The organism is Neoroseomonas oryzicola, from assembly GCF_012163135.1.
In the GTDB taxonomy this organism is placed as follows: domain Bacteria; phylum Pseudomonadota; class Alphaproteobacteria; order Acetobacterales; family Acetobacteraceae; genus Neoroseomonas; species Neoroseomonas oryzicola.
In genome coordinates, this window is sequence record NZ_JAAVUP010000001.1 from 840,189 (window position 1) to 856,130 (window position 15,942).

At 73.7% G+C, this 15,942-nt stretch carries 17 protein-coding genes; 6 read left to right on the plus strand and 11 right to left on the minus strand.

Annotated elements, in window-relative coordinates; genetic code table 11:
* Positions 1 to 264: 264 nt before the first annotated feature.
* Entirely contained in the window at positions 265 to 3,132 is a 2,868-nt protein-coding gene (locus GWK15_RS04125; RefSeq protein ID WP_168039321.1) for an Rne/Rng family ribonuclease, read from the plus strand.
* Between the two features lie 92 nt (positions 3,133 to 3,224).
* Here GWK15_RS04125 and GWK15_RS04130 read toward each other — a convergent pair whose 3' ends face one another.
* Positions 3,225 to 3,812, minus strand: a complete 588-nt coding sequence (locus tag GWK15_RS04130; RefSeq protein WP_168039323.1) for a lysozyme inhibitor LprI family protein — start codon at positions 3,810 to 3,812, stop codon at positions 3,225 to 3,227.
* Positions 3,813 to 3,889: 77 nt separating this feature from the next.
* Here GWK15_RS04130 and GWK15_RS04135 point away from each other — a divergent pair, with 77 nt between their 5' ends.
* Positions 3,890 to 4,204, plus strand: a complete 315-nt coding sequence (locus GWK15_RS04135) for a hypothetical protein (RefSeq protein WP_168039325.1) — start codon at positions 3,890 to 3,892, stop codon at positions 4,202 to 4,204.
* Positions 4,205 to 4,304: 100 nt separating this feature from the next.
* On the opposite strand, the gene GWK15_RS04140 is transcribed toward GWK15_RS04135, so the two are convergent.
* A complete protein-coding gene (locus GWK15_RS04140) occupies positions 4,305 to 4,676 on the minus strand; it encodes a hypothetical protein (RefSeq protein ID WP_168039327.1) in 372 nt (123 codons plus the stop codon).
* A 133-nt stretch (positions 4,677 to 4,809) separates the two neighbouring features.
* On the opposite strand from GWK15_RS04140, the gene GWK15_RS04145 reads away from it, so the two are divergent.
* Positions 4,810 to 5,418: a pyridoxamine 5'-phosphate oxidase family protein gene (locus GWK15_RS04145; RefSeq protein ID WP_168039329.1), complete on the plus strand. Its 609-nt coding sequence runs from the start codon at positions 4,810 to 4,812 to the stop codon at positions 5,416 to 5,418.
* 1 nt (position 5,419) lies between these two features.
* Here GWK15_RS04145 and GWK15_RS04150 read toward each other — a convergent pair whose 3' ends face one another.
* Positions 5,420 to 5,932, minus strand: coding sequence for a GNAT family N-acetyltransferase (locus GWK15_RS04150; RefSeq protein WP_168039331.1), 513 nt, complete (start codon positions 5,930 to 5,932; stop codon positions 5,420 to 5,422).
* Positions 5,929 to 6,615 (minus strand): DJ-1/PfpI family protein, encoded by a 687-nt coding sequence (locus GWK15_RS04155; protein ID WP_168039333.1) that lies wholly within the window; start codon positions 6,613 to 6,615, stop codon positions 5,929 to 5,931. Before GWK15_RS04155 ends, GWK15_RS04150 begins: the two co-directional genes overlap by 4 nt.
* Positions 6,616 to 6,677: 62 nt before the next feature.
* On the opposite strand from GWK15_RS04155, the gene GWK15_RS04160 reads away from it, so the two are divergent.
* On the plus strand, positions 6,678 to 7,424 hold the full coding sequence (locus tag GWK15_RS04160) for a metallophosphoesterase family protein (RefSeq protein WP_168039335.1): 747 nt from the start codon (positions 6,678 to 6,680) through the stop codon (positions 7,422 to 7,424).
* Here the strand turns inward: GWK15_RS04160 and GWK15_RS04165 are convergent.
* From GWK15_RS04165 to GWK15_RS04175, 3 genes are read right to left on the minus strand one after another with little or no spacing between them, the layout of a single operon-like run.
* Positions 7,411 to 7,920 (minus strand): HPP family protein, encoded by a 510-nt coding sequence (locus tag GWK15_RS04165; RefSeq protein WP_168039337.1) that lies wholly within the window; start codon positions 7,918 to 7,920, stop codon positions 7,411 to 7,413. The genes GWK15_RS04160 and GWK15_RS04165 overlap by 14 nt on opposite strands.
* Positions 7,917 to 8,489 (minus strand): TIGR04282 family arsenosugar biosynthesis glycosyltransferase, encoded by a 573-nt coding sequence (locus tag GWK15_RS04170; RefSeq protein ID WP_209441984.1) that lies wholly within the window; start codon positions 8,487 to 8,489, stop codon positions 7,917 to 7,919. Before GWK15_RS04170 ends, GWK15_RS04165 begins: the two co-directional genes overlap by 4 nt.
* A 31-nt stretch (positions 8,490 to 8,520) precedes the next feature.
* Positions 8,521 to 9,213, minus strand: a complete 693-nt coding sequence (locus tag GWK15_RS04175; protein ID WP_168039341.1) for a TIGR04283 family arsenosugar biosynthesis glycosyltransferase — start codon at positions 9,211 to 9,213, stop codon at positions 8,521 to 8,523.
* A 150-nt stretch (positions 9,214 to 9,363) separates the two neighbouring features.
* Here GWK15_RS04175 and GWK15_RS04180 point away from each other — a divergent pair, with 150 nt between their 5' ends.
* Complete coding sequence (locus GWK15_RS04180) at positions 9,364 to 10,482, plus strand: PA0069 family radical SAM protein (RefSeq protein ID WP_245211395.1); 1,119 nt, start codon at positions 9,364 to 9,366, stop codon at positions 10,480 to 10,482.
* Positions 10,483 to 10,730: 248 nt separating this feature from the next.
* Here GWK15_RS04180 and moaB read toward each other — a convergent pair whose 3' ends face one another.
* Together moaB and GWK15_RS04190 are read right to left on the minus strand one after the other, a co-directional pair.
* Positions 10,731 to 11,270 (minus strand): molybdenum cofactor biosynthesis protein B, encoded by a 540-nt coding sequence (gene moaB, locus GWK15_RS04185; RefSeq protein ID WP_168039345.1) that lies wholly within the window; start codon positions 11,268 to 11,270, stop codon positions 10,731 to 10,733.
* Positions 11,271 to 11,327: 57 nt separating this feature from the next.
* Complete coding sequence (locus GWK15_RS04190; RefSeq protein WP_168039347.1) at positions 11,328 to 12,143, minus strand: creatininase family protein; 816 nt, start codon at positions 12,141 to 12,143, stop codon at positions 11,328 to 11,330.
* An 83-nt stretch (positions 12,144 to 12,226) separates the two neighbouring features.
* Between GWK15_RS04190 and GWK15_RS04195 the strand changes: the two genes are divergently transcribed.
* Entirely contained in the window at positions 12,227 to 13,156 is a 930-nt protein-coding gene (locus GWK15_RS04195; protein ID WP_168039349.1) for a sterol desaturase family protein, read from the plus strand.
* 3 nt (positions 13,157 to 13,159) lie between these two features.
* Here GWK15_RS04195 and GWK15_RS04200 read toward each other — a convergent pair whose 3' ends face one another.
* Together GWK15_RS04200 and GWK15_RS04205 are read right to left on the minus strand one after the other, a co-directional pair.
* A complete protein-coding gene (locus GWK15_RS04200) occupies positions 13,160 to 14,824 on the minus strand; it encodes a lytic transglycosylase domain-containing protein (RefSeq protein ID WP_245211396.1) in 1,665 nt (554 codons plus the stop codon).
* A 277-nt stretch (positions 14,825 to 15,101) separates the two neighbouring features.
* On the minus strand, positions 15,102 to 15,914 hold the full coding sequence (locus tag GWK15_RS04205) for a uracil-DNA glycosylase (protein WP_209441985.1): 813 nt from the start codon (positions 15,912 to 15,914) through the stop codon (positions 15,102 to 15,104).
* Between the last annotated feature and the right edge of the window lie 28 nt (positions 15,915 to 15,942).

A 15,942-nucleotide genomic window follows, 5' to 3' on the forward strand; every position in this document is an offset into this window, starting at 1 on the left:
GACGCCGGCGCCGGGCACGCCGCATCGCCATGCCGGCCCGCCTGCGCCTGTGACCGCCGCCTTGCGGCCGTCCAAGGGCTACCGGGGCAGAGACCAGGCGCGCCCACCCAGGGCCCGCACCGCGCCGCGCGCGGCGCCGGGCCCGCCGAGCGAGGACGTTCGCCGCCGCATGCCTGAGGACGCAGCGCTGCGAATCCGTCTCCGCCCGGGCCCCGCCAATTCCTTGCGCCGCCGGCCACGCCGCGGCGCGGAGCCCCGACGCCCATGACCAAGCGCATGCTGATCGACGCATCCCACCCCGAGGAAACACGGGTGGTGGTGCTGGACGGCAACCGCATCGAGGAATTCGACCTCGAGACCGCCACCCGCAAGCCCCTCAAGGGCAACATCTACCTGGCCAAGGTGGTGCGGGTGGAACCCAGCCTGCAGGCCGCCTTCGTCGAATACGGCGGCAACCGCCATGGCTTCCTGGCCTTCGGCGAGATTCACCCCGACTACTACCAGATCCCGGTCGCCGACCGGCAGCGCCTGATCGAGATGCAGGCCGAGGAAGCCCGCGCCGAGGACGAGGCCGACCTGCCGCCGGAATCGGCCATGGACCGTGCCGCCGAGTGGAACGGCGAGGGCAGCGAAGCCTGGACCAACGGCGAGGAGGCCGCGCCGGCCGAAGCCGCGGAGGCACTCGCCGCCGAGGGCGAGGCCCCCGCCGAGGCCGCGGAAGCGCCTGCCGCCGAGGACGCACCGGCCCCGGCCGCCCAGCCCCTCGACATGGCGGACGACCGCATCACCGGCACGCCCGATGCCGGCCTCGCGGTCGAGGAGACGACCGAAGCCGAGGCCGAGGCCCACGAGGACCACGGCCGCGTCGAGAGCCTGCCCGCCGAGGATGCCCCGCCCCCGCCCGAGACCATCGGCGGCGAGGACCTGCCGGCCGAAGGCGAGGAGGAGCGCCGCGAGCGCCGCATCCCGCCCAAGTTCCTCCGCCACTACAAGATCCAGGAAGTGATCAAGCGCCGGCAGATCATGCTGGTGCAGGTCGTCAAGGAAGAGCGCGGCGGCAAGGGCGCGGCGCTGACCACCTACATCTCGCTGGCCGGCCGCTTCTCGGTGCTGATGCCGAACTCGCCGCGTGGTGGCGGCGTGTCGCGCAAGATCACCTCGGCCGCCGACCGCAAGCGGCTGCGCGAGGTGGTGGAGGAGATGAGCCTGCCGGACGGCATGTCGCTCATCGTCCGTACCGCCGGCGCCCAGCGGCCCAAGCCCGAGATCAAGCGCGACTGCGAATACCTGCTGCGCCTGTGGGACAACATCCGCGAACGGACGCTAGCCTCCACCGCGCCCGCGCTGATCTACGAGGAAGCGGACCTCATCAAGCGCTCGATCCGCGACGTCTTCGGCCGCGACATCGAGGAGGTGATCGTCGAGGGCGACGACGCCTACAGCCAGGCGCGCGAGTTCATGCGCATGCTGATGCCGGCCAATTCCGGCAAGGTGCGGATGCACCGCGACGCGCTGCCGCTGTTCGCCCGCCACAATGTCGACGTGCAGCTCGACGCGATGCATTCGCCGGTCTGCCAGCTCAAGTCCGGCGGCTACATCGTCATCAACCAGACCGAGGCGCTGGTCGCCATCGACGTGAACTCGGGCCGCGCCACGCGCGACCGGCACATCGAGGACACCGCGCTGCGCACCAACCTCGAAGCCGCGGACGAGATCGCGCGCCAGCTGCGCCTGCGCGACCTCGCGGGCCTGATCGTCATCGACTTCATCGACATGGAGTCGTCCAAGCATGACGGGATGGTCGAGCGGCGCCTGAAGGAGGCGCTGAAGCACGACCGTGCGCGCATCCAGGTCGGCCGGATCAGCCATTTCGGCCTGCTCGAGATGTCGCGCCAGCGGCTGCGGCCCTCGATCGCCGAACAGACCTTCGTCACCTGCCCGCACTGCCAGGGCCGCGGCTTGGTCCGCAGCATCGACAGCAGCGCCCTGCAGGTGCTGCGCGCGATCGAGGAGGAAGGGGCCAAGCGCCGCGCCTCCGAGATCATGGTGCGCGTCGCGGCCCCGGTCGCGCTGTGGCTGCTGAACCGCAAGCGCGATCGCCTCGCCGAGATCGAGGCGCGCTTCGGCATGGCGGTGCTGTTCGAGCCCGACGACACGCTGATGGCGCCCGCGCTCAAGATCGAGCGCCTGCGCGCCGCCGAGCCGGGCTTCGTGCCCACCGCGCCGACCGCGCTGCGCATGGACTACGCCCCCGAGCCGGTCGAGGCGGAGGAGGAAGCCGAGGAGGCCGAGGCGGCCCCCGCCGAGGAATCCGAGGAGGCGCCGCGCCGCGCCGAGGGTGGCGACGATGCCGGCCGCCGCCGCCGCCGCCGCCGCCGCCGTGGCGGCCGGCGCGAGGACGGCCGCGAGGCCCCCGCCGGCACCGAAGCCGAGATAGAGGCCGAGCTCGCCGCCGAAGGCGAGGCCGAGGGCGAGCCCGAGGCGGAAGCCGAGACGGGGGCGGAAGCCGCCCCCGCCGAAGGCGAGGAAGCCGCCGAGGCCGCGGCCGCCGACGCCGCGGATGCCGATGGCCGTCGCCGCCGTCGCGGTCGCCGTGGCGGCCGCCGCCGGCGCGAGGACGGCAGCGCCCCCGAGGCGCCCGAGGCCGCCGAGGCGGAGGGCGAGGCCCCTGCCCCGGCGCCCGCCCCGGCACCGCGCGCGCCGCGCTACACCGGCCCGACGCCCGCCGATCCCTTCGCCGGCCAGATCGACGACATCTTCGAGGCGATGGAAGCCGCGGAAGCTGCCGCCGAGCGTGCGGCGACCGCGCGCCCGGCCCGCGCCGCCGCGGCCGTCGCGGAAGCCGTGGTGACCGAGACGGCCGAGCCTGCCGCGGCCGAAGCCCCGGCGCCGGCCGCCGAGGTTATGGCGCCGCCCGCACCCGCTGCGGAGGTGCCGGAACCGCCGGCGCCCGCAGTTGCCGCGCCCGAGCCCACGCCTGCCCCCGTGGCCGCCCCCGCGCCTGCCGCGGCCGCGACGCCGGAACCGGCCCCCGCGCCCGAGCCCGTCATCGGCGCGCCGGTGCAGCCCGTGGTCCTCGGCACCGGGACCGAGGCCGCGCTGCCGAAGCGCCAGGGCTGGTGGCGCCGCTGATCACGTCGCGCAGCGACGGCAGGGGCGAGGCGTCGCTGTCGTCGGCTGCATGATGTCCCCGGTCAGGCCACCGCGCCTGACCGGGACGAACCTCAGGGCCCGTCCACCGAGGCCGCGGCGATCGCGAGCCAGATCTCGTCCCGCTGGCGCTTGAGCTCGAGCGCCCGCAGCGCCGTCTGCTCCAGCCGGCAGGCCAGGCGATGCGCCTCCGCGTCGCCCGGTGCCGACAGCAGCCCTTCGGCGATGCAGGCCGCGTCGCGATAGGCGAGGAAGGCGCGCTGCGCCCGGCGCAACGGCTCCTGCGCCTCGGCCGTCGCGAGCAGGCCCGTCTCGCGCAGCCAGCGTTCCATCTGCCCCTGCCAGATCGTCGTCTCGGCCTGGGTGCACAGGGTCAGAGAATTCGGCCGATCGGGCATCGCCGGCAGCCGCGCGGCGAGCAGGCTCTCGCTCGCCTCCCCCTGGCAGGCCGACACGATCCGCCAGGCGCAGCGGCCGAAGGCGGCGCGCGGCGGATGGGCCTGGGCGGTCAGGACGCAGGCCTCGATCCAGGCGCGCTCGGCCGGATGCGGCCGGGCCGGATCGGGCGCGCCGCGCCGGGCCTGGGCGGCCGCCACGCCCGGCAGCAGCAGCGCCAGCAGCATCGCAACCCACGCCCCGGCCCGTCCCACGCGGCGAACCATGCCGGCATTCCCCCTCGCGGCCGCGATCAACGCGGCGTTCATCCCCGCCGCGGCATCCTCGCGCATCCATGCGCCCGATGCTGCCCCTTCTCGCCGCGATGCTGATCACGCTGCCGGCAGCGGCGCGGGCGGAGGATGCCGCGTCGCGGCTCTGCACCGCGCGCTTCATCGCCGGCGATCCGCTGCCGCTCGAGCACCGCCTCGTCGGGATGCTGGCCGGCGGCGGCTGCGCGGCGGGCGACCTGCTGCATTTCGTCTTCGCGGGCGAGGGCGTCGCGGCTGCGGCCGTCGCCGCCCGGCATTGCCGCTTCGACCGCCCGGTGCTGCTGGATCGTGGCGCCGAGACGCATCTCGTCTGCGTCTGGGAGGGCATGATGCGGAACGCGCGCTAGGCCGGACGCCGACAGGGTGGCATCCCCTGGCCGGGCGAAGATGCGCGCACGGACCTTGGTCTGGAGACGTCGCGGCGCGCGCCGGCGAACGGAAGCGGCGTCAACCCGAGGATTGCCGTTCCGCCCGCCGCAGCACGGCGCAGAGCCGCGAGAAGGCCAGCCAGAAGGCACCATGTTCCGGCGCCTGGTCGGGGCGCGCGCCGAAGGCGGGTTCCCCACGCCGCAGCAGCGGCAGCCGCGCCTCGTAGCGGCCGCGCATGTTCTCGAGGAAGGCCGCCGTGGCCGCGAGGTAGCCTTCGAGCATCTCGGTGGCGATCTCGATTTCCGCCCGCGCGCGCCCCTCGGTGGTGAAGCGCTTGAGGCCGCGGCTTTCCTCGACCAGGGCGAGGTGCAGCCGCTGCAGTTCCTCCATCCGCGCCAGCATGCGGGCGCGGGCCTCGCGGTCCGGGTCGCCGGTCGGGGTCTGGGTCATGGCTCGCCTCCCGCCGGTCAGGATCGCGGGCCGCCATGAAGCTTCGGTGAACGGGGATGGCCGGGGCACTCCTCCGGCTACCGTCGGGCGGACCCACGGCGTAATCCGGCAGGACAGGACGGGAGCCCGGACCATGCGGATCGACAGCATCGACGCGCTGGAGGCCATCTACGGCGCGGCGAACCTTGCCTCGACCGCCAAGGTCACGGACCGCGTCACGCCGCACTACCGCCAATTGATCGAGGCCGCGCCCTTCCTGGTGCTCGCGACCGCGGGGCCAGAGGGGCTCGACGCGTCCCCGCGCGGGGACGCGCATGGCCTGGTGCGGATCGAGGACGAGCGGACGCTGCTGCTGCCCGACCGGCGCGGCAACAACCGCGTCGACAGCCTGCGCAACATCGTCCGCGACCCGCGCGTCGGATTGCTGTTCCTGATCCCGGGATCGGGGACGACGCTGCGGGTGAACGGGCGGGCGCATCTGTCGGTGGATCCGGCGCTGCTCGCCTCCTTCGCGGTCGACGGCGCGGCGCCGCGCTCGGTCATCGTGATCGGCATCGAGGAGATCTACTTCCAATGCGCCCGCGCCGTGATCCGCGCCGGCCTGTGGGATGCCGCGCGCCAGGCCGCGCCGGGCAGCCTGCCGACGCCGGGGCAGATCCTCGCCACGCTGAGCGACGGCGCGACGGGCGGCGACACCTACGACCGCGAATGGCCCGCACGCGCCGCGAAGACGATGTGGTGAATCAGGCGCGGTCGAGCACGTAGCGCCGCGTGACGATGCCGAAGATCACGACCTCGCCCACGAAGGCGAGGCCCGTCTTCTCGAGCACCCGGCGCGAGGCGAAGTTCGCCGGCGCCGCATAGCCGACCACGGAAGCGAGGCCCAGGCTGCCGAAGGCGAGATCCCGCGCCGCCGCGGCGATCTCGCTCGCGAGGCCGCGCCCCCAGGCCGCCCGGGCGAGCATGTAGAGGATCTCGGTCTCGTTCCCATGGTCCGGCAGGGCGCGCAGCCCGCCATGGCCGAGCAGCACGCCCGTCGCGCGATCCTCCACCGCCCAGGGGCCGTAGCCGAAGCGCGGCCAGTCCGCGGCGAAGTCGGGAACGAGCCGCGCCGCATCGGCGTCCGCGACCGTCGCTCGCGCCATGCCGCCGGGCATGTGGCGCATCACCTCGGGATCGGCGCGGATCGCCGCATAGGCCGGGATATCGGCCTCGACGAAGGGACGGAGCCGCAGCCGCGCCGTCTCGATGATCATCCGAGCCGCGCCGCGACCCGGGCGACCAGCGCCTCCCGATCCGCGCGCATCCCCGCCCCGCGCGCCTTGGCCGTGGCGAGGACCTGGGCCGGCGCCGTCTCGGGCGATCCGGCCTCGAAGGGCGGCGCCGGGGCGTATTCGATCTGCAACTGGATCGCCTGGGCGGCCTCGGGCGAGAGCAGATCCGCCACGAGGGCGAGCGCGAAGTCGATCCCCGCCGTGACGCCGCCGCCCGTCACCACGCGCCCGTCGCGCACCCAGCGCGCATGGACCGGTTCGGCGCCGAGCGCGGCGAGGAAGTCGTGGCTCGCCCAATGCGTCGTCGCCCGCACGCCCTTGAGCAGCCCCGCCGCGCCCAGCACCAGCGCGCCCGTGCAGACCGAGGTCACGAAGCGCGCGCCCTTCGCCTGGGCGCGGAGGAAGGCGAGCACCTCCTCGTCCTCCATCAGCGCCGCCACGCCGGGACCGCCGGGAACGCAGAGGATGTCGAGCGGCGGGCAGGTTGCGAAATCGGTGTCCGGCAGCATCGTCAGGCCGGTGTCCGCGCGCACCGGCTCCTTCGTCTTCCAGACTAGGTGGACCTGGCCGCCGGGCACGCGGGAGAACACCTCGAACGGCCCGGTCATGTCGAGCTGCGTGAGCCGAGGGAACAGCAGCAGGCCGAAGCGGAGCGGCGTGGTCATGGCATTGGTCCTCCTGCGCGGCAGGCTCGCACGCGGCGCGCCGCGGGCCTAGGCTCGAGCGCATGCGGCTCGCGGTCATCTCCGACATCCACGGCAACCTGCTGGCGCTCGAGGCGGTGCTGGCGGACATCGAGGGGCGCGGCGTCGACGCGATCGTGAACCTCGGCGACTGCGTCACCAGCCCGCTCTGGCCGAAGGAGACCTTCGACCGGCTGGGCGAGCTCGACCTGCCCACGGTGCGCGGCAACCATGACCGCTGGATCGTCGAGATGCCGGAGGCGAAGCTCTCCCCCGCCGGCCGCTTAGCCCGCGCGGCGCTGAGCGAGGCCGAGCGCGCCGCGCTGCACGCCCTGCCCCCGACGCTCGAGGTCTCGCCCGACATCCTCGCCGTGCACGGCACGCCGGCGGATGACAGCACCTACCTGCTCGAGGATGCGATCGAAGGGCGGCTGGCCCCGGCGGCGCGCGCCACCGTCGCGGCCCGGCTCGGCGCCGCCGCGCGGCCGGGCGGGGTGGTGCTGTGCGGGCACAGCCATCGCCAGGCCGTGGTGCAGGGACCGGAGGGCTGCCTGGTGCTGAACCCCGGAAGCGTCGGCTGCCCGGTCTTCGCGGACAGCCCGGCGGCGCCGACGCTCGAGCACAGGTCGCCCCATGCGCGCTACGCCATCCTCACGCGACGGCGCGGCGCCTGGGGCGCGGAGCTGATGGTGCTCGACTACGACTGGCACGCGGCGGCGCGCCAGGCCGCGGCGAACGGGCGCGAGGACTGGGCCGTCGCGATGGCGACCGGCGCGGTCAGCCCGGCTTGAGCGTCCCGCGCGGACCGAAGCGCGGCCAGGGCCCCGCACCCCAGGGCGACGGCGCGTTGTTCGAGACCCAGGCGACCAGGAACAGCGTCGCCAAGCCCGGCAGCAAGGGTGCAAGCAGGAAGTTCCAGTCCGCGCCCTCGGCGAAGACCACCACCGGATTGGCGCCGGCCGGCGAATGGATGGTGCGCGTCACCGACATCACCGCGAGCGCAGTGCCGACCGCGAAGGCGATCCAGAGCGCGAGCGGCCCACCGACTGTCGCGTGGCCCATGCGGAAGACGAGGCCGGTGATGGTGGCGAGCAGATGCCCGCCGATGAAGGACCGCGGTTGCGCCATGATCCCGCGCGGCATGCCGAACAGGATGACGCAGGACCCGCCGAGCGAGGGCAGCAGCCAGGGATGCTGCGTGAAGGACAGCGCGTGGTTGGCCAGCAGCAGCGCACCCGCGGTGCCGAAGATCTGCACCGCGATGCGGCGGGGTGGCGGTGGCTTCATCGGGGGCCTCCGATCGCGGCGAGGTCCTCCGCCGTGTCGACGTCGCGTCGCCTGTGCAGCAGCGCGACGCGGCGGCCGGAGAAATTGACGAGCGTGTCCGCGAGCGCATGCGGGCTCGACCACCGCGCCCCGGCGAAAGGCCGCGCGGGCCGGCGCGGGCCGAGGCCGACCAGCCAGTAGCCGCCATCCTCGGCCGGGCCGAAGACGGCATCCGCCCGCCCGAGCGCGCGAAAGGCGGCGGCGATGTCCGCGGGCCCGAGGCCCGGTATGTCGCTGCCGACCAGCACCGCCCGGCGATAAGGGCGCATCGCGCCGTCCATCCGGGCGCCGAGATCGCCCCGCGGCTGGGCGACGCGCTCCGTGCCGCGGGGGACGAAGCGCGACCAGTCGCAGCGCACACCGGGCGGCGTGGTGGCGAGCAGCGTCCGCCAGCGCCGGTCCCGCGCGATCGGCCGCGCCGTCGCGGCCAGCGTCGCGGTGTAGAAGCGCAGCGCCGCCCGGTCCCCGATGCCTTTCGCGAGCCGCCGTTTCACCGCGCCGAGCCGCGGCGCGCGGGCGAAGAGAATCACCGTCTTCCGTTGCATTGCAGCGCAGCACACCTCATCCACGCCGCCGCGCATAGAGGCGGGCGATGCGGTCGGGCGCCACGCCGGCGAACCACAGCGCCAGGCAGGCGAGGTTCCGCGCCGAGCGCCGCCACCAGCCGTCGCGCCGCCAGCGATCGGCGGAGGTGACGAAATCCGCATCGAGCGCGACGAGGCGGCGCCGGCCGATCCGGCGGACCAGGTCGACATCCTCCATGATCGGGATCGCGCGGAAGCCGCCCAGGCGTTCCAGGAGGTCCCGGCGGATCAGCAGCCCCTGGTCGCCATAGGGCAGGCCGAGGACGCGGCAGCGCCAGGCGACGGCGTGTTCCAGCCGGCGTGCCTGGGGCGCGGCGTCGTCCAGGGCGAAGCGGAAATACCCCGCGCGGTCGGCGTTGGACGGGTCGGCAATGAAGGCCTCGGCGGCCGCGCGCCATCCGGGGCCGGGCCGGGTGTCGGCATGGATGACGAGGATCCAGGGCGCCTCGATGGCCCCGGCGCCGGCCGCGAGCTGGGTGCCGCGGCCGCGCGGGGCCGTCACGACCCGCGCACCGGCCGCACGCGCGACCTCCACGGTTCCGTCCGTGCTGCCGCCGTCGGCGACGACGATGCCGGCGACCTGCCCGGCCAGCGCATCGAGCGTGCGCGCTAGGCGTTCCGCCGCGTTGAGCGCAGGGACCAGGGCCACGAGTTCGTCGGACGTTCTCATCCGACGCCCCGGGCGGTTAATCGTGCATTAACCACTCGTTCCCAATCTGTTCTTGACGGCACCCCGCTAGCGGGCGAGGATGTCCAGGAACAAAATGGGAACATAGGGACCAGCGCCATGCCCGACGGCACGCCCCATCGTCTCCCCCCCATGGGTGAGGCCTTTGCCCTTCCCCCCGCCGCCCGCAAGGGCCGCGGCGCCGGCCTGAACCCTGCCATCCGCTTCGAAACATCCTCCCGCGAGGCCTTCGACGACGGCTGGGGCACGCTCGAAGCCGCCTTCGCCGACCTGCCTCCCCTGCCCACCACGCTGACCCCCGACAAGTCGAAATCGGCGCTCGCCTGGAACGAGAGCCCCGATATCGGCTTCGACCGCGCCGTGAACCCCTATCGCGGCTGCGAGCATGGCTGCGTCTACTGCTACGCCCGGCCCTCCCACGCCTATCTGGGCCTCTCCCCCGGCCTCGACTTCGAGACGCGGCTGATCTTCAAGCCCGAGGTCGCCGCGCTGCTCGAGAAGGAACTCCGCAAGCCCGGCTACGATCCGCGGCCGATCGCGCTCGGGTCCAACACCGACCCCTACCAGCCCGTCGAGCGCACGCTGAAGCTGACGCGCGCGGTGCTGGAAGTGCTCGATCGCTTCAACCATCCCGTCACCATCGTGACCAAGTCGGCGGGCGTGCTGCGCGACCTCGACATCCTCGCCGCCATGGCGAAGCGCAACCTGGCGCGGGTCTGCCTGTCGATCACCACGCTCGATCCGCGCCTCGCGCGCATCATGGAACCCCGCGCCGCCTCCCCCGAGCGGCGCCTGGCCGCGGTGCGCGACCTCGCCGCCGCGGGCGTGCCGGCCGCCGTGCTCGCCGCGCCGATGATCCCGGGCGTGAACGACGCGGAACTCGAGACCATCCTCGAACGCGCCGCCGCCGCCGGCGCAACCCATGCCGGCTATGTGCTGCTGCGCCTGCCGCTCGAGATCAAGCAGCTCTTCGAGGACTGGCTGGCCCGCCACATGCCGGACCGCGCGGCGCGCGTGCTCTCGCTGATCCGCCAGACACGCGGCGGCGCCCTGTATGACAGCCGCTTCGGGGTGCGCCAGAAGGGCACCGGCGCCTACGCCGACCTGCTCGCGCAACGCTTCGCGGTCGCCGCGCGGCGGCTGAACCTGGAACGCCGCGGCGGCGGGGTGGGCAACCTCGACTGCACGCAGTTCCGCGTGCCGGATGCGGCGAGGAAGGCACCACAGACGGCGCAACTGGCGCTGTTCTGAGCGGCGCGCGGAGAGGGGCTTTGCCCCTCTCCGGACCTCACCCCACCAAAGGCCAAAGGGCCTTTGGAAACCTCGAGATTCATCGGGGAATTCGGGGAGGGGCATCGTCAGCGTGCGTGGCGTGACGGGCCCGCCATGCCCCTCCCCGAATTCCCCGACCAAGTCCTGGTGTCCAGAGGCCTTTCGGCCTCTGGCGGGTGGGGGTCCGGGGGAGGGCAGCGCCCTCCCCCGCCCGCCCCGGGCCAGCCTCACGCCGCCTTCAGGTGTTCCTTCAGCCGCGGCATCAGCTCCACGAGGTTGCAGGGCCGGTGCCGGCTGTCGAGCTGGAACTTCAGGATGTCGTCCCAGGCGTCCTTGCAGGCGCCGGTCGAGCCCGGCAGCGCGAACAGGTAGGTCCCGTCAGCGACGCCGCCGAGTGCCCGCGACTGCATCGTGGAGGTGCCGATCTTCGCGTAGCTCAGCATCCGAAACAGCTCGCCGAAGCCCTCGATCTCCTTCTCGAGCACGCGCTTGAAGGCCTCGGGCGTCACGTCGCGGCCGGTGATGCCGGTGCCGCCGGTGGTGATGACGCAGTCGACCTTGGGATCGGCGATCCAGCGGCGCAGCGTGGCTTCGATCAGGTCGGCCTCGTCCTTCACGATCTCCCGCGCGACGCAGTGGTGGCCACCGGCCTCGATGCGGTCCTGCAGCGTCTGGCCGGAACGGTCGGTCGACAGGTCGCGCGTGTCGCTCACCGTGAGCACGGCGATGTTCACGGGAAGGAAGGGAAGGGATTCGTCGATCGGCATGGCATCCTCCGCGGATCGTGCCTCACCATGGGCGCCCGGGGGCCGCGCCGCAACGGCTCACCCCCCGCGCGCGGCGCGGATCTGGGCCACGGCGGCGGCGACGCGCATGGCGAGCAGTGCCTCGCCGCGCGCGACCGAGGCGCGGGACGGATCCCCGGTCGCACCGGTCGCGGGCACCTCCTCCACCCGCGCCGGCAGGCGGGACAGGCGCACGCCGGCCGGATGAACCGACATCAGTTCGGAGGTGTCCTCGATCCCGGCATGGGTGCCGATGGTCGCCTCAGTCTCGCCCTGCTGCTTCAGCCAGGCGTCCTGCTCGGCGGTCGTCGTGTAGTAGCGGTCGACCGCGAGGACCCGCACGCCCTGCCGACGCCATTCGGCCGTCAGCCGCGACGCGACCGTGGCCTGCGGCCGCTGGCTGCCGCCATGGTCGCCGATGAAGCAGATCAGCCGGAAGCCCGAGCCGCGCAGGCTGCGGGCGATGCCGTCGAGCATCCCGGCGAAGGCGTCCTCCGTCACGCCGATGGTGCCGGGGAAGCGTAGGTGTCCCTCGGGCGGATCGAAGCGGCCCTGAGGGGCGAAGGGCAGGACGGGAATGGTCAGCGCATCGCCCAGTTCCCCGGCGATCCGGCGCGCCGCGTGCCGCACGATGTGGTCGTGCTTGCCGAGGATCATGTGCGCGCCGTTCTGCTCGAGCCCGCCGCTCGGCACGATCACGGTCCGCTTGCCGCCGGCGACGGCGTCGCGCACCTCCGGCCAGGTCATTTCGGCGATGTCGAGGCCCGGCGCCGCCGTCTCCGCCCGGACGAGGGCGGGCAGCGCGGCGGCCAGCGCGGCCCCGGCCGCGAGCGCCCGGCGTCCCGGCGCGCTCATGTGGCCCCCGGGGTGCGAAGACCCTTCCCAGGCGCGGGCCGAGTATGGGATTCCTGCCATGGCATGACGATCGATCCGACGCGATGAACTGGTCCGAGTATGATCCGCTGACGGCGACCTGGAACTGGCTCGCCTCGATCCCGCATATCCTGACAGACCCTGCCTCCCCCTTCTGGTGGCCGAGCATCATCGTCGCGCTGCTGGGCCTCGGCGTCGCTGCCTGGGCGACCGGGATGAGCCTGCGCGAGGTGCGGCGCGAGGCGATGTCCTGCGGCGGCACGCGCTTCTGGAAGCAGTTGCCCGTCGATGTCGGGCTGATGGTGGTGAATTCGGCGATCCCGTTCCTGGCCGGGCCGGTGCTGCTCCTGGTCAGCGCGCTGGGGGCGACCTTCGGCTACCTGCTGATGGCGCCGGTCTTCGGCGTGCCGGAACCCGGCGCGCGCTTCGACCATCCGGCGGCGATGGTGCTGGCGGCGCTGGTCGCCTTCGCGATGGGCGACTTCGCGCTGTATTGGACGCACCGGATCTTCCATCGATTCCCGCTCCTGTGGCGCGCGCACAAGATGCACCACGTGCCGGAGATCCTGACACCCTTCACCGCCTTCCGCTTCTGGCCGCACGAACAGATCGTCCATATCGCCGCATCAACCTTCATGAACGGCCTCGGCCTCGGGCTGATGACGACGATGTTCGGGGCGAGCGTGACGCCGATGACGCTGCTCGGGGTGAACGCCTTCTCGCTGGTATGGAACCTGGCCTTCGCGCATCTGCGCCACAGCCACGTTGCCCTGCCCTTCCCGCGCTGGCTGTCGCATGTGCTGGTCAGCCCGCACATGCACCAGGTCCATCATTCGGTCGAGGAACGCCACCACGACCGCAACTACGCGACCGTCTTCGCGCTTTGGGACTGGATCTTCGGCTCGCTCTACATCCCGCATCCAAAGGAACGCTTCCGTTTCGGCGTCGAGGAAGCCGCCCCCGAGCCCGCCGCGGTGCCCGCCACGCCGCGCTGAGGCTCAGTGCAGGGTCGCGCCGCGCCGGCCAGCCTGGGCGAGCAGTTCCTCCGCCCCCACGAAGCGCGGGAAGGCACCGCGGGCCAGCGCCTCGAGGCTCGGCGTGGGCAGGTTCAGCCGCGAAGCGTAGATCCAGGAATAGGCGAGCACGCGCTGGACATAGACCCGCGTCTCCTCGACCGGGATCGCCTCGATGAACAGGAAGGGATCGACGCGGTGCCGCGCGGCGGGCAGCCAGCGCGCGAGGTTGCCCGGGCCGGCATTGTAGGCGGCAAGCAGCCGGATCAGGTCGCCCTGCACCGCCTCGTGGTTCGCGAGGTAGAGCATGTAGCGCTGCCCGATCTCGAGCGAGAGCGCCGGATCGTGCAGGCGCTGCGCGCCCTCGCCCCGGAAGGACGGGTCGTTGGCGACATAGGCCGCGGTGGAGGGCATGACCTGCAGCAGTCCGCGCGCGCCGGCGCGGGAGACCGCCGCCGGATCGAAGTTCGATTCCTGCCGGGCCATGGCGTAGAGCAGCGAGGGATCGACGCGGAACCCCTGCGCAGGCTCAAGGCGCGGCAGGGGGAAGCGCGCGAGGTCCCGCGGCCGCCCGTCCGCCCCCTGCGCCAGCCCGGCGAGCTGCGCGCCGAGCGAAGTCAGCCCCGCGCGCTGCGCCGTCGTCAGCATCGCCGCCAGCAGCGCCGCATTGCCGCGCGCGGCGGGCCACAGCGCGCGCAGCTCGGCCTCCGCGCGGTCCTGCTGGCCGATCTGCAGCAGCGCGAGCGCGCGCCACCCGCCCGCGGTTTCGGCCAAGGCCGTCACCGCGCCATCGCCCCCGCTGTCGCCCTGCCAGGCGAACCCCGGCGCGAGGCCCAGGGCGCGCCGGGCCAGCAGCCCATGGAAGGTGCGCGGTTCCTGCGCCGCCTGCAGCATCCAGGGGACGTAGTTCTGCGGCCGGCGGGCGCGGATCGCCGCCCGCGCCGTCCAGAAGGCGGCCGAGGCGCGCGCGGCGGCCGATCCGGCCTCGGCCCGCGCCGCGGTCTCGAAATAGGGCAGCGCGACTTCGTAGCGGCCCAGCCCCCAGGCGGCGAGGCCCGCCGCGAAGGCCGCGCGGCCCGTGCGGTCCAGCCGGCCTCGCGCGACCTCGGACGCCATGCGGAAGGCCGCGACATCCTCCCCGCGGCGGAACAGAGCGAGGGCGATGTCGGCCCGCAGCGCGGCCGCATAGGCCGGCGTCATGCCGCGCGTGCGGCGGATCAGGTCCAGCGCCCCGCGCGTGTCGCCCGACGCCGCCCTTTCGCGCACGGTGCGATCGAGCGCCGGGTTGCGCGCGAAGCCACGCGAGACGCCCTCGCGTTCCTCGGGGACGGCGTCGCCATCCTCGGGCGATGCCGCCTCGGCCGGCGCCGGCGGCAGCGTCGCACCCTGCGGCGAGAGGCTCACCAGCAGGGCGTGGATCGCGGGCGCGTCGGGCAGGTCGCCATGGCGGGCAAGCCAGGCGCGCGCATCATCGGCGCGCGGCGTCTCGGCCCCCGGCCGCAGCCAGCGGTCGGCGAGGATATGGCCATCGAGGCGATGGTCGCGCAGCGCCTCCTGCTCGCGCCGCGCCGCCGCCAGATCGCCGGCGGCCTGCAGCTGGAAGATGCGCACCAGCCGCGCCGCGTCGGGCGCGGCGAGGGGTCGTGGCAAGGCGGCTCCCGCGGAGGTGCGGGGGGCGCCTGATGCGGTCTGGTCGGCCCGTTGCGCCGCGGCCGGGAGGGGGGCCCCGAACCACAGCGGCGCGCCGATCATGGCCACGAAGGCAGGCGGGGCGCGCCGGACCATGGGGCAGATCGCTCGCATGGCGACTCGGCAGTAACGACCGCTTATCGCCGCGCGCAACTCCGATTGCCGAGACGAAAGCCACGCCCTGAGACGGCCTACCACGGATCAGTCACTTGGGGGGCGTCCTGCAGACTGCGTCTCGTCAACTTTCTTGCGAGGCCGCATCAAGTGTGCGCCGCAGCATGATCAGATCGGCCCAGGCGTCGCGCTTGGCGGCCGGCGTGCGCAGCAGATAGGCCGGGTGCAGCGTGGCCAGCGCCGGCACCTCGCCCAGGCCTTCCACGGCGATGCGGTGCCACTTGCCGCGCAGCCGGGTGATGCCGTCCTTTGCCCGCAGCAGCGTCTTGGCCGAGACGCCGCCCAGCATCACCACGTGTCGCGGCCGCGCCAGCGCGATGTGGCGCAGCACGAAGGGCAGGAACAGGTTGATCTCGGCATCCGTCGGCGTGCGGTTCCCCGGCGGGCGCCAGGGCAGGATGTTGGTGATGTAGAAGCCGCCCTCGTCCCGCTTCAGCCCGATCGAGGCGAGCATCCGGTCGAGCAATTGCCCCGACGGGCCGACGAAGGGGCGGCCGAGCCGGTCCTCCTCGGCGCCGGGCGCCTCGCCGATGAGCATCAGGCGGCTGTCCGGCGCGCCGTCGGCGAAGACCAGGTTCGTCGCCGTCTCGCGCAGGGCCGAACCGTCGAAGGCGGCGATGGCCGCCCGCAGCGCTTCAAGGCTGCCGGCCGCGGCGGCGGCCTCCGTGGCGCGGGTCGTGGCCGGGGTCGCCGGTGCGACCGGAACGGCCGCAATCGGCCGCGGCGGCGGCGCGGCGCGTTCGGCCGGCGCGGCCGACGGCGGGGTGGCGGCGCGCGGCGGGGAACGGTCCGGCGGCGCGTCTTCCAGCGCCTCCTCCGCCCCCCAGTCCAGTTGCAGCGCCAAGGCCGCGAGAAGCGCCGCCCGATCGTGCTCCATCGCGGCCATATCGGGCCTTGGCGGGGTT

What these genes read in the sequence shown, in the direction of transcription:
- GWK15_RS04205 (WP_209441985.1), bottom strand. Translation starts at nt 15,914, where the DNA reads ATGGAGCACGATCGGGCGGCGCTTCTCGCGGCCTTGGCGCTGCAACTG.
- GWK15_RS04135 (WP_168039325.1), top strand. Translation starts at nt 3,890, where the DNA reads ATGCTGCCCCTTCTCGCCGCGATGCTGATCACGCTGCCGGCAGCGGCG.
- GWK15_RS04130 (WP_168039323.1), bottom strand. Translation starts at nt 3,812, where the DNA reads ATGGTTCGCCGCGTGGGACGGGCCGGGGCGTGGGTTGCGATGCTGCTG.
- GWK15_RS04150 (WP_168039331.1), bottom strand. Translation starts at nt 5,932, where the DNA reads ATGATCATCGAGACGGCGCGGCTGCGGCTCCGTCCCTTCGTCGAGGCC.
- GWK15_RS04175 (WP_168039341.1), bottom strand. Translation starts at nt 9,213, where the DNA reads ATGAGAACGTCCGACGAACTCGTGGCCCTGGTCCCTGCGCTCAACGCG.
- moaB (WP_168039345.1), bottom strand. Translation starts at nt 11,270, where the DNA reads ATGCCGATCGACGAATCCCTTCCCTTCCTTCCCGTGAACATCGCCGTG.
- GWK15_RS04195 (WP_168039349.1), top strand. Translation starts at nt 12,227, where the DNA reads ATGAACTGGTCCGAGTATGATCCGCTGACGGCGACCTGGAACTGGCTC.
- GWK15_RS04155 (WP_168039333.1), bottom strand. Translation starts at nt 6,615, where the DNA reads ATGACCACGCCGCTCCGCTTCGGCCTGCTGCTGTTCCCTCGGCTCACG.
- GWK15_RS04180 (WP_245211395.1), top strand. Translation starts at nt 9,364, where the DNA reads ATGGGTGAGGCCTTTGCCCTTCCCCCCGCCGCCCGCAAGGGCCGCGGC.
- GWK15_RS04145 (WP_168039329.1), top strand. Translation starts at nt 4,810, where the DNA reads ATGCGGATCGACAGCATCGACGCGCTGGAGGCCATCTACGGCGCGGCG.
- GWK15_RS04140 (WP_168039327.1), bottom strand. Translation starts at nt 4,676, where the DNA reads ATGACCCAGACCCCGACCGGCGACCCGGACCGCGAGGCCCGCGCCCGC.
- GWK15_RS04125 (WP_168039321.1), top strand. Translation starts at nt 265, where the DNA reads ATGACCAAGCGCATGCTGATCGACGCATCCCACCCCGAGGAAACACGG.
- GWK15_RS04165 (WP_168039337.1), bottom strand. Translation starts at nt 7,920, where the DNA reads ATGAAGCCACCGCCACCCCGCCGCATCGCGGTGCAGATCTTCGGCACC.
- GWK15_RS04190 (WP_168039347.1), bottom strand. Translation starts at nt 12,143, where the DNA reads ATGAGCGCGCCGGGACGCCGGGCGCTCGCGGCCGGGGCCGCGCTGGCC.
- GWK15_RS04160 (WP_168039335.1), top strand. Translation starts at nt 6,678, where the DNA reads ATGCGGCTCGCGGTCATCTCCGACATCCACGGCAACCTGCTGGCGCTC.